This window comes from uncultured Veillonella sp., from assembly GCF_963522475.1.
Taxonomy (GTDB): Bacteria; Bacillota; Negativicutes; order Veillonellales; family Veillonellaceae; genus Veillonella.
Map to the genome: position 1 here is coordinate 126,181 of NZ_CAUQYW010000005.1, position 12,685 is coordinate 138,865.

Below are 12,685 nucleotides of genomic sequence, written 5' to 3' on the forward strand. Positions count from 1 at the left end.
TTAAAAAAAGGATCTATAAAATCTACTATAAATAGCGGTACTATCGCATTTGTCTACCATATAGGGTATTTGAAGTTACCTTTTTAAACTGTTATAATTAAAAGATACCAATTAATTTATCTTCTTTTATTTAGAATGGAGATTTATGAAACAAACAAATACTAGAGCGATGGTAGAAACTGCATTTGTATCGGCTATCGTTGTTATGTTAACTCTAATAGGAACGACAGTACCATTTCTTAGCTTGCTAGCAACCTTGGTTGCACCTGCTGGAATTGCACTCATTGGTATCCGGTGGGGCAGCCGATATAGCTGTGCCGCGTCAGCAGTGGCATTTGTACTTATATCCTTATTAGTAGGTCCCTTAATGGCGATTGCTACCATTTTGACATACTCCTTGCCAAGTATTTTTCTCGGTGAGGCTTTCAGAGCAAATTGGCCCTTGGGTAAACTTATCGTTATACCAGCTATAGCGCTTACAGTGACGAGTCTTGTGGGAATTTTAATCTCTGCAGGTGTTACATCTTTTGATTTGTCTCAGATTAATCATATGATTGATGTAGACCTTAAGAATATGCTTATTGAGTCTATTAAGCAACAGCCTATGACACAAGAACAAATGGATGCTTATATTAATCGTATCGATCTTGCTATACAACAAGCGAAGCGGATGATATTGGCATACTGGTTTGGAGCTAATACGGTTGTTATTTATATTCTTGCTAAACTTGTTACGTATATTGGGCGCCGCACTAATAGTGTGGTGCGCACATTGCCTACGATGGATACTTGGCGTATGCCAATTTGGGGTGCTGGCGTATTGGCCGTAGGTATTATCCTTGCTTATGGCGGTCAGTACTTGGGCTATGCTAATGGTATTCTTTCAGATATAGGCCTTAATATTGCCTTATTTGGTGGCATGATATGTGGTCTAAACGGCATTACATGTTTGCTATCTATTATGAAGTCTTATAACTTGGCAGGCATCTTTAAGTTTGCTATCATAGGCTTCTTGTATGTGATGAGTCCAATGGCACTCGTTATATATGGTATTTTAGATATGTTTTTAGATATGCGAGCACGTTTTCAAAAACGTAGCTTGTAATAGAAAGGAGGCCGTTATGAAATCCTTTCAACGGAAATGGGAAGGTTTAGAAATTACCATTATTACCGTTATCGTATTGTTGTTACTATTGTTGGCCTATTTAAATTGGGCCATTGCAATTCTAGCTTTAATTATCGTAGTAGCGGCGTATTTGGTTAACTATAACACCATTCATAACCGGCGTCGTTTAGCAAGGGAACAGTTTGGGGCGATGATGAAAAACGTCACACAAGCTTCGAACTTTGCTTTACAAAACTTGCCAATGGGGATTGCTCTTGTTAATAAACAAGGGACCCTCGTATGGAATAATAGTGTCTTTGCAGACTGGGTTAAGGTAGACTGGAATAAACTTCAAAAAATGTCTGCTCTTATTCCTGGCTTCCGTATTGATAAAATCTGGGGAAAATCTGGATTTATGACGGAACAGTATGAAGATAAGTATTTCCAAATTATTTACAAATTCATTGATCCTCGTGATGCACGACCAGATATTCATAGTGAAGATGAATTGGCAGAGCATGCAGTAATGGCTTTGTATTTTAAAGATATTACGAACCTAGAAAAGGCGCGTATTAAAGCTGAAGAAGATCAGCCTGTATGGGGCATGATTCAAATCGATAATCTTGAAGAGTTGACAAAAGGTCTTAGTGACCGCGAGTATACAAGTGTTTGGGCCGATATTAACAATATCATTATGGATGAAATTGATAGACAAGAAGGTTTCATTCGTAACTTCCAAGATGATATGTATACCTTTGCTATTTCTCGTGGTGCACTTCATGCGATGGAGGAAGATGGATTTAAAATCCTTGAGAAAATCCGTAAATTGCCTTCTCCTCGTCAAGTGCCAGCAACAATTTCTATCGGAATTAGCGAGAACGTAGGCTCTGTAAAAGAGGTATCGAGCCGAGCTCGTGCTGCTCTAGATATTGCATTAGGTCGCGGTGGTGACCAAGTGTGTATTATGGATGGTGAAAGTACCCGATTCTTCGGCGGTAATACAGCTGGTGTTGAGAAGAATACCCGTGTTCGTGCTCGTGTTGTATCGCAAGCTTTACATGAGCTTATGCTTGATTCCGATAAAATCCTTGTGATGGGTCATAAGCGTGAAGACTATGATGCATTAGGTGGTATTATTGGAGTTGTAGCTATTGCGCGTACCTTGGGTAAAGAATTGCGGATCGTACTTTCAAAGGAAACGAGTGCCATTGATAAAATGGTGACTGTTCTGAAAGAAGATGAGTTCTGGACAGAACATATCATCACCCCTGAAACGGCAAAAGCTTGGGTAGATGCTAATACGCTCACCATTGTATGTGATACACATCGCCAAGAAATGGTAGCAGCTCAAGAGGCTCTTGAAATTTCTGAACGACGTATCGTTATTGATCATCACCGTCGTGCAGCGGACTTCGTAGAAAATCCATTGCTTACGTACTTGGAACCAACTGCATCATCTACCTCTGAGCTCGTAACAGAGCTTGTACAATACGCAGTTGGTGGCGTAAAACTTTCAAAGTCAGAAGCTACAGGCATTTATGCTGGCATCGTGCTCGATACAAAGAACTTTGTGCAACAAACTGGGGCGCGCACCTTTGAAGCGGCTGCATTCTTACGCCGTGCAGGGGCAGATATTGAACGTGTTAAACAATTATTTATTGAAACCTTCGATTCTGTTCAATTGCGTGCTAAAATGGTATTTGAAGCCAGTCGAACTGAAGGGATTGCTATTTCTGTAGCCCCTGAAGGTTTGAAGGATATGATGGCATTAGCTGCACAAAGTGCGGATATGCTCATTAGTAATGAAGATATTGAAGCAGCCTTTGTACTGTATTCTTTGAATGACGGCGGTATCGGCGTTAGTGCTCGATCCAAAGGCAAGGTAAATGTACAGGTTGTAATGGAAGCCTTGGGTGGTGGTGGTCACAGAACCGTGGCTGGTGCCCAATTACAAGGTATGACCATAGAGGAAGCGAAGAAGGCTATCTTAGACCATGCTCTTGAGGCCCTTCATTCCGTAGAGAAAGAGGAGGAAGAACAATGAAAGTAGTATTGTTAGAAGACGTTAAAAAGGTTGGTAAAAAAGGCGAAATCGTTGAAGTTAGCGACGCATATGGCCGTAATGTATTAATCAAAAAAGGCCTTGGTCTTGAAGGTACAGCAACTAACGTAAATAATGCGAAACAAAAACAAGAATCCATTGCTCATAATAAGGCTGTTGCAAATGACGAAGCTAAGATCTTGGCATCTCAATTGACTAAGGTTGAAGTAACTGTAAAGGTTCGTATGGGCGAAGAAGGTCGTGTATTCGGTTCCGTTACTGCAAAAGATATTTCCGATGCAGCTAAAGCGCAATACAAAGTAGATATCGATAAAAAGAAAATCGAAATCAAAGAACCATTGAAAACATTAGGCGTACATGATGTACTCGTTCGTGTTCATCCTGAAATTACAAGTACTATCAAGGTTAACGTAGTAGCTGAATAATAGTGTTCACCATGCTCTTTGAGTATGGTGAATTCTTTTATCCATAGTGGTTTTATAAAGGGGATTATCATGGATGTACGCATTCCACCGCATAATTTAGATGCGGAAAAAGCTGTTTTGGGGGCTTTATTAACGAATGGATCCAACTCGGGTGCCGTTGTCGATACGGTAACGAGTATTCTAAAATCTGAAGACTTTTACCGCGATGCACATCGTATTATTTATGATGCTATCTTAGAAATCGTGCATGCTAACAAGACGGCGGACTTCATCACTGTTGGTGAAGAGTTAGACCGTCGTAAGCGTCTCGATGCGGTAGGTGGTCTTGCATATATTACATCTTTGGCTAATGAATCGGTGTCCTACAATGTAGAGGAACATGCGAAAATCATTAGTGAGAAAGCTCAGTTGCGCCGCCTTATCGATGCAGGGAATAAAATCGTAGGCATGACGTACGCTGGCGAAGATGAGCCAACGGCTATCCTTAACAAGGCGGAACAAATGGTATTAGACGTAAGTGGTCAAACACAGTCTGAATCATCCTTTGCTGCCATTGGTGATGTAGTATTATCTAACTTAGATAAGTTAAACGCATTGCAACAACACGATGGTGCCATTACAGGCGTGCCAACAGGATTTAAGGATGTAGACCATGTCTTCAATGGCCTGCAAAAATCTGACCTTATTCTCGTAGCAGCCCGTCCTGCAATGGGGAAAACTGCTTTCACCTTGAACATTGCTCAAAATGTAACGATGTTGTACGACAAGACGGTAGCGTTCTTCTCCCTAGAAATGGGAAAGGAACAGCTCGTTGGTCGTATTCTATCTTCAGTGGCAGGTGTAAGCTCTGAAAAGTTGCGCCGTGCGAACATGGACCCTGCTGACTGGGAAAAGGTTATCGCCGCTGCGGATCGCATGAGCAAGTCTAAGCTCTTTATCGATGATACGCCGGGGCTTACCGTGCAAGATATGCGCTCTAAATTGCGCCGTCTTAAGGTGGAACATGGTCTCGATCTCGTTATCGTCGACTATATTCAGTTGATGCAAGGCCGCAACTCCGGCAAGGGCAGCGAGAACCGTCAACAAGAGGTGTCTGAAATCTCTCGTAACCTCAAATTGATTGCTCGTGAATTTAACGTGCCGCTCATTGCCTTGTCTCAGTTGTCTCGTAGTGTTGAAAGCAGACCAGATAAACGGCCTGTACTATCTGACCTTCGTGAATCTGGTTCCCTCGAACAAGATGCGGATATCGTTATCTTCTTGTACCGCGATAAATATTACGATGAAAACTCCGAAAAAGGGGACAACGCAGAAGTCCTCATTCGTAAGCACCGTAATGGCTCCGTTGGTACCGTGGAACTCCAATTCATTGGGGAATTAACCCAATTTAGAGACGTGGAATTCCGAGATATGGGGCCGGAACAATAATGAAAACTATCGTGGGGTGCCTATATTGATGGGGCCCCGTTACATAGCTACATTTTAATTAAAAAGAAAGGACTATACTTCTTTGCTCCTCGTGACCTGATGTCGCTGCATAAGTATAGTCCTTTCTTTTTATTATTATAATAACAAACATATGTTTGAAAATACTCCGTATTTTTGTTATACTAATCATAGAAATTATTCTTCTTGTAATTCTTATAAACTTCAGGTATTTAGCGGTTTGAGGAGGTGTTTGTATGGGGTCAGCTGATACGGATCGAATGTATATGTGCATTGATTTGAAGAGTTTTTACGCGTCTGTGGAGTGCGCCGATTTGGGGCTGGATCCGTTTACAACGCCTTTGGTGGTGGCCGATGGGTCTCGTGGCAAAGGGGCTATTACATTGGCCATTTCACCGGCCTTAAAAAAGCTAGGTGTTAAGAATCGCAGTCGTCTTTTTGAGATTCCTCCGCACATTGAGTATTTGACGGTAAAGCCTCATATGAAGCGGTATATGCAGGCGTCTGCTGAGATTTACGGGACTTTGCTCAAGTATGTGGCACCTGAGGATGTACATGTATACTCTATCGACGAGTATTTTATCGATATTACGCCTTACTTACCGCTCTACAAGAAAACGCCTCGTCAGTTGGCACAGATGCTACTGGATGCGGTGCTAGAGGCGACCAAGATTTATGCCACCGTTGGGATTGGAACAAACTTGTTCCTTGCCAAGATTGCTCTCGATATCCTGGCAAAACATGCGCCTGATTTTATAGGGTATCTTGATGAAAGCCTCTTTAAAGAGAAAATTTGGTATCATCAGCCCTTGACCGACATTTGGCAGATTGGTAAGGGAATAGCCAACCGCTTACATAAATATGGAGCTTATGATTTGCATGGTATTACCATGGTTCCAGAGGCCAAGTTGTACAAGGAATTTGGTGTTAATGCAGAGCTCATTATCGATCATGCTTGGGGCCGTGAGCCGTGTACAATTGCAGATATCCATGCGTATCGTCCTATTAAGCATTCTATCTCGCATAGCCAGATTTTGTTACGTAACTATACGTACGAAGAGGCGTACGTGCCTATGCGGGAAATGGTGGAGTCCTTGGTATTAGAGCTTTTACAAATCAAAGGGGTTACGAACCATATTCATGTTCATATTGGCTATGCAGATGATATGGTGCGCTCCACAGGAGGTTCTAAAAAGCTTAAACAGTACACTGATTCATTGCAAGCATTAACGACGGCAGTAATTAAATTATATGAACAACATTGTCATAAAAATGAACTTATACGGCGTATAGGCGTGAGCTTTGAGGATTTAGTCAATCGCTCTGCTATACCTCAGGAGATAGATCTATTCAGCTCTCTTGCGACGGAGGAAGAGGAAAAGGAGCGGCAAGTACATGAGGCGATGTTATCTATCAAGGAGCAGTTCGGTAAAAACGCTATTTTACGTGCCTCTAGCTTGCAAGATGAAGGGACAATGCGCTTTAGAAATACCTTGGTAGGTGGCCACAATGGAGAATAAATTAATGAAACATCGCATGTCTCGTTTACAACGGGCGAAACAATTTATGCCCTTTGCGACATTAAAGGGATTTGAAGTATTACTGGCAGCTGTAGCAAGACCTAAGGAGGCTCGCGTTGAGTTATCAGAGGATCAAATAGAGGAACTGAATCGTACAATCCAATCTTTGGTGGAAGGGGATTTTGTACGAGTGCTTTATTATACAGGGCATTACTATACGGAATTAGTAGGGACTATCGAGGGGATAGGTAAACCTGCCCATAGTCTATCTATTGAGGGTGTAGCCATTGCTTTTAAAGATATAAAGGAAATTAATCTTTTTGAATAAGAACCTTTGAAGAGTTGATAAGAATAACACTAATGTAATTGGTAAAGTAATCAAATAAAGAAACTCAGTAAAGTAAATTGTAAAGTGAAGAAACATAGATTTGGCCTATGCTCATGTATGATGAGCATAGGCTATTTTACTAATGTTTAGTGTCATATATTTTGATAATTTTTCTTGACATACAGTATGTATTTTATTAAAATAAATGTATGAATAGATACTCATATAAAGTATCTGATGAGAAAAGTAAAAAATATCTAAAAGATATGCTATAAGATATGTCTAATAAGTATTAGAAACTAACTTACTATATAGGATAGAAGCTTTCACCATTATCAAAGGAGATATCATGGAAGAAACATTGTTGTTGAAGGATTTGAACTGTGCGAACTGCGCAGCAAAAATTGAAGATCGTATCCGTAAAATGGATGTGGTAGAGACTGCAAATTTCACAATTGCTACACATCAATTAAAATTAACCGGCTCTTGGAAAGACCGTGAAGCTCTTAAACGTGATATTCAAGAGATTTGTGATGCCATCGAAGAGGGCGTAACCGTAGCTGATTATGAGCGTAAATCTAAAGCGGCTATGGATGATCATGGTCCTGACCAGGATCGTGATAGTGATGCTGTAACAATTGCAGTCATCGTAGCAGGCTTGTTATTCATGATTTATGAAGTTTTGTCATCCTTCGTCCCATCCATCGGCTTGCCAGAGAGTATTGAAACTCCAATTTACTATGTTGCGTATATTCTTCTTGCGTTCCCAGTATTGCGCACTGCAGGTCGTAATATCCTAAAAGGTGAAGTATTTGATGAAAACTTCTTGATGTCTATTGCTACATTGGGTGCTATTGCTATCGATGCATTGCCTGAAGCAGTAGGCGTTATCTTGTTCTACCGTATTGGTGAGTTCTTCGAAGAAAAAGCAACTGATCGTAGTCGTACAGAAATCATGAATGCTGTCGATATGCGTCCTCAAGAGGTACGGGTTGTAGATACAGACTGCGGTGGTGAAATCGTAGTTATGGCTCCTGAAAAGGTTGAAGTAGGCTGGACTATCGAGGTTCGTCCTGGCGATTTAATCCCTCTAGACGGCACAGTGCTTGAAGGCGAAACACGCGTTAACACAGCACCTGTAACAGGTGAGCCTGTTCCTGTTCGCGCTGTACCTGGCACTCAACTTATGTCTGGTTGCATCAATGAATCTGGTCGCATTACGATGCGTGTAGATAAGGTTCTTGAAGAATCCATGGTTACTAAAATTCTTGATGCCGTGGAAAATGCAGCATCTTCTAAACCTAAAATCGATCGTTTCATTACGCGTTTTGCTCGCGTGTACACTCCAATCGTTGTACTCCTTGCTCTTGCTGTTGCCATTATCCCATCCCTTATTACAGGTGAATGGCATAAATGGATTTACACAGCCTTAACATTCCTTGTTATTTCTTGTCCATGTGCATTGGTACTTAGCGTACCGCTCGCATTCTTCTCCGGTATCGGCAATGCATCTAAACACGGTATCTTGTTAAAAGGTGGCCGCGTTATCGAGGCGTTGGCTAATGTGAAAGCTGTAGCTCTTGATAAAACTGGTACTATCACATCTGGTGAGTTCAAAGTTCACAGCGTAGAAACTGTAGGATCTCATGTAAGTTCCAGTCAATTGTTATCCATGGCGGCAGCTATCGAAGCCGTTTCTACGCATCCAATCGCAACAAGCGTCGTATCTGAAGCAAAAGATCAAGGCCTTACAGTGGAACCTTCAGATTTCGTTCAAGAATTAGCTGGCGAAGGTATGGTAGGTATGACAGATGGTCAACAAGTTCTTGTTGGTAACCGTCGTCTTATGGAACGCTATGCGGTTCAAGGCTATCCAACAGAATCTGCTAAATATGGCACAGAAGTTCTTGTGGCAGAAGGTAATACATACTTAGGTCGTATTATCATCGCTGATGAAGCTCGTCCTGATTCTGCTGAAGCGATTGCTAATCTTAATGGTCAAGATATTAAAACTGTTATGCTTACAGGTGATGCTGAAGCAAGTGCAAATTATATTGCTAAAGAAACTGGCGTAAGTGCTGTACGTGCTCAGTTGTTGCCTCAAGATAAATTGTCCGTAGTACAAGATATTCGCTCTGAATATGGTCCAACTATGTTCGTAGGGGATGGCATCAACGATGCTCCAGTACTTGCAGGTGCTGATGTAGGTGGCGCGATGGGTAGCGGTGCTGATGCGGCTATCGAGGCAGCAGATGTTGTGTTCATGCGTTCATCCTTGACTGCTATTGCACACGTTCTTGACTTGTCTAAAGCAACGTTGCGTGTAGCATGGCAAAACGTAGTATTCGCTATTGCTGTAAAAATCCTTATCATGGTGCTAGGTCTTATGGGTTATGCATCCATGTGGTGGGCCGTATTTGGTGATACTGGCGTATCCATCCTTTGTATCTTGAACTCTGTTCGTATCTTGCGCCGCAATTAGGTGAAAGCAGAGTTTATAGCTCTGTAGAGGAACGAAATAAATTACATTCTCCTGATCTGAATGATCAGGGTTGATATAAATAACCTCTAGGTTAGTAACTGGCTAATTTAGAGGTTATTTTATTGTGTGAATTAAACATTTACGATACTTTTATTATACATTTGTACATCATAAATAGACATAAAACTGTATATGTATGTTCTAGATACACAAAACTTTCACAATTGAATTGAATAATAGCTATAAAATAGTATATAATTTATTAGATGATTACTATAAGTTCGTTGGAAGGAGGGATAGCATGATTACGGTGTATAAACATATAGAAGAAGAGTTAGTTTCCGATAGCACTGTATCAGATGCCACAAAAGGTTCTTGGGTAAATTTGGTGAACCCAGACCCCGATGAGTTATCCCTTATCAATATTTTGACGGAAATCCCAACGGACGTTTTAAAGACCGCTCTCGATATGGAAGAACGTTCTCACGTGGAGTTAGAGGATAACTACATCTTTATCGTTATCAATATTCCGGTTATCCGCGGTAACGATATGTATGATACAGTGCCGCTTGGTATTTTCTTGACGCCAGACTTCTTCATTACTATCTGCTTAGAAGAGTCTGAAGTGTTATATCCATTCATTTCTAATCAGATTTCTACATTCTATACATACAAAAAGACCCGTTTCTTGTTCCAAATCTTGTATCGTACAGCAACTATGTTCTTGCGCTACTTGCAACAAATCAACCGTCGTACTGACGATATTGAAATCCAATTGCGTCATACTACAAAGAATAAAGACTTCTTCCAATTGTTGGAATTACAGAAATCCATGACATACTTTACCTCTGCTTTGCGCACGAATGGTACTGTTATGGAACGTCTATTGCGCTTGCGTGGTCATAGTTCTTATAAACATCTTCTCAAGATGTACGAAGAGGATGAGGACTTACTAGAGGACGTTATCATCGAGAATAAACAGGCCATCGAGATGGTTGAAATGTACTCCAATATCTTGATGAACATGATGAACGCCTTCACATCTATTATTTCCAATAACCTTAACTTGGTTATGAAAATGTTGGCGACCCTTACTATTGCTATGGCGGTGCCAACAATCGTATTTAGCTTGTGGGGGACAAACGTGCCGTTGCCATTCCAAGATGATCCACAGGGATTCTATGAGGTTATAGGTGTTGCATTAGTATTCTCTATTATTGCCATTATCGGTATGTGGAAAAAAGATTTATTCTAATTTATGATAATCAGTGAATACTCAATTCAATAGTAAATAGTTGAAATATTAATTTAATAACAAATACACATGAAAAAGCTGGCTTTAAGTCAGCTTTTTTTCTTGTCCTATATTACGTTGTTGCTTATTATTGGGCCAATCTGATATAATAATACCGTTATGGAGAGGTGTCCGAGTGGTTTAAGGAGCTGGTCTTGAAAACCAGTGACTCCGCAAGGGGCCGTGGGTTCGAATCCCACCCTCTCCGCCATTCATTTTTATGAGTTTTAATGACTATCAAAGAATATGAAAGAGTATATAAAGTTAGATAATACCTACATTCTTGATGCTCTTAGATATTCATGAGTAGTCTATAGTTTTAATATAATTTGCCCCCTTTTTTGCCCCCTAAAATTTTGTGGTAAAATAGAGGCGAAAGCAGTAAATATAATGTTTTCAAAATCATATAATCACTTCTAAAGCCCCTTAGGTTAACGCCTAGGGGGTTTTTATTTTAAATTTATTGACTGTCATAAGGAAATATAAAAGAAAAATGAAATATAGGATATACAGAATGATACATTATTGTTAAAATAAATATAATATATTAAGGAGGAATAATCATGGTTAAAGCCTTAGAAGTTGCTAAATACATTGTACAAGAAGCGTTACATAGAGAAAGCCCTGTTAGTAATTTAAAGTTGCAAAAATTGCTATATTTTGTACAAGGCGTATCTCTAGCTTTAAATAATGTTCCTGCTTTTGAAGATAAGATAGTTGCATGGAAATATGGACCTGTAGTTGAAGATGTTTATTATGCCTATTCTATGTATGGTGCTAATGATATTATTATCCCCTTTGAAGTGGACTTAGACTTAGCCGAGAAATTGAAAGATGTAGTAAAATTAGTTTTAGATGAGTTACTAGAATTTTCGGCTATAGAACTAGTCAAAGAAACGCATGTAGATGGTTCGCCGTGGAGCAAGGTTAGTTTGAATGATATTATTTCGACTGATAGTATAAAGAAATATTTTTTGGAACATTATATAAATGGCTAAAAAAATATGAATAAACGAATATTTTTTAACATAGATAAAAGTAAAGATATAGATCAAGTTGTATCTAATAAAGCGGTTACTAATAATAGCTCTCCAGTTCAAGAACTTATAAAGTTTATTTATGCACTAAGTGAGAAAGATGTGACTGAATTTAATACTAGTGACGAAAAAGAACATGCTTTAACTAAATTACAATCTATATATATAAATGATTTTAGACATTTATATTCTGAAATTTTTAGGTGCATGAGTAGTTTTTTGGATCAGGGTATTGCAGAAGGGAGTCCTTTAAATAATTTAAATACTAATATGAAAGTATGTTATGACTATATAATGAGTTTGGATGAAACTAGTGCTGATGAAGATCTCAAGAAAAAAGTATTCAAACTATATGATCATATAGCTTTAGAGTATGCAAGAATAGCTTATTGGGTTTCTCATAAGGATGAGATTAATAGACAATTAATTGATGCAAAAGATAGTATTATTGACATTTCTAAGCAATCTAAAGAATTATCTGATAATGTTAATAGTGCAAAAAAAGAAGCCGAGAATTTAAAGTCTAGTCAGGTTACTGTTTTAGGTATATTTATTAGTATTGTAGTAGGGTTACTTGGACAGATATATGTGGTTGGAAAAGGTCTATCTGGAGAAATAACTAGTGAAAGTTTAGGCCTTTTGTTAATTTTGATTATTGTTGCATCAGTTTGTACAATAACTGCTGTAGTAGCTTTATTACATATAATAGCAAGGCTTATTGGTAGAGATATACTTTCAAAATGTTCTAAATCAGAATCTTGTAATACGTGTAATGAGTGTTTCTGTACTGTAGGAAGAGTAAGGTATCGACTCCCATATTTATATGGGTTCTATCAAGTAGCGATAATTTTACTTTTGTTGTCAGTAGGAATCTTTTATATTTTAAAGTGACATAATTAGTTTGTAATGTAATATAAAGCCCCTTAGGTTTTGATATGTACCCCCTTTACTGGACAACCAGTAAAGGGGGTATTTTCATGAGATAT

General features: G+C 39.3%; 10 protein-coding genes and 1 tRNA gene. All 11 read left to right on the top strand.

Annotation, left to right across the window (positions count from 1 at the left end; all coding sequences use genetic code 11):
• Positions 1 to 145: 145 nt before the first annotated feature.
• The 11 genes from RWP19_RS04635 to RWP19_RS04685 all read left to right on the top strand — a co-directional run bounded on the left by RWP19_RS04635 (position 146) and on the right by RWP19_RS04685 (position 12,590).
• Positions 146 to 1,105, top strand: coding sequence for a DUF2232 domain-containing protein (locus RWP19_RS04635; RefSeq protein WP_314356644.1), 960 nt, complete (start codon positions 146 to 148; stop codon positions 1,103 to 1,105).
• Between the two features lie 16 nt (positions 1,106 to 1,121).
• A complete protein-coding gene (locus RWP19_RS04640) occupies positions 1,122 to 3,149 on the top strand; it encodes a DHH family phosphoesterase (protein WP_314356646.1) in 2,028 nt (675 codons plus the stop codon).
• A complete protein-coding gene (rplI, locus tag RWP19_RS04645) occupies positions 3,146 to 3,592 on the top strand; it encodes a 50S ribosomal protein L9 (RefSeq protein WP_314356648.1) in 447 nt (148 codons plus the stop codon). Before RWP19_RS04640 ends, rplI begins: the two co-directional genes overlap by 4 nt.
• Before the next feature lie 69 nt (positions 3,593 to 3,661).
• A complete protein-coding gene (gene dnaB / locus RWP19_RS04650; protein ID WP_314356649.1) occupies positions 3,662 to 5,020 on the top strand; it encodes a replicative DNA helicase in 1,359 nt (452 codons plus the stop codon).
• 254 nt (positions 5,021 to 5,274) lie between these two features.
• A complete protein-coding gene (locus RWP19_RS04655) occupies positions 5,275 to 6,558 on the top strand; it encodes a DNA repair protein (RefSeq protein ID WP_314356651.1) in 1,284 nt (427 codons plus the stop codon).
• Positions 6,559 to 6,562: 4 nt separating this feature from the next.
• Positions 6,563 to 6,886, top strand: coding sequence for a YolD-like family protein (locus RWP19_RS04660; protein ID WP_314356663.1), 324 nt, complete (start codon positions 6,563 to 6,565; stop codon positions 6,884 to 6,886).
• Between the two features lie 349 nt (positions 6,887 to 7,235).
• Positions 7,236 to 9,368 (top strand): heavy metal translocating P-type ATPase, encoded by a 2,133-nt coding sequence (locus tag RWP19_RS04665; RefSeq protein ID WP_314356652.1) that lies wholly within the window; start codon positions 7,236 to 7,238, stop codon positions 9,366 to 9,368.
• 301 nt (positions 9,369 to 9,669) lie between these two features.
• On the top strand, positions 9,670 to 10,623 hold the full coding sequence (locus RWP19_RS04670; RefSeq protein WP_295207677.1) for a magnesium transporter CorA family protein: 954 nt from the start codon (positions 9,670 to 9,672) through the stop codon (positions 10,621 to 10,623).
• Positions 10,624 to 10,784: 161 nt separating this feature from the next.
• Positions 10,785 to 10,873 (top strand) — tRNA-Ser (locus RWP19_RS04675).
• 352 nt (positions 10,874 to 11,225) lie between these two features.
• On the top strand, positions 11,226 to 11,660 hold the full coding sequence (locus RWP19_RS04680) for a type II toxin-antitoxin system antitoxin SocA domain-containing protein (protein WP_314356654.1): 435 nt from the start codon (positions 11,226 to 11,228) through the stop codon (positions 11,658 to 11,660).
• Positions 11,661 to 11,666: 6 nt separating this feature from the next.
• On the top strand, positions 11,667 to 12,590 hold the full coding sequence (locus tag RWP19_RS04685) for a hypothetical protein (RefSeq protein WP_314356656.1): 924 nt from the start codon (positions 11,667 to 11,669) through the stop codon (positions 12,588 to 12,590).
• Positions 12,591 to 12,685: the final 95 nt, after the last annotated feature.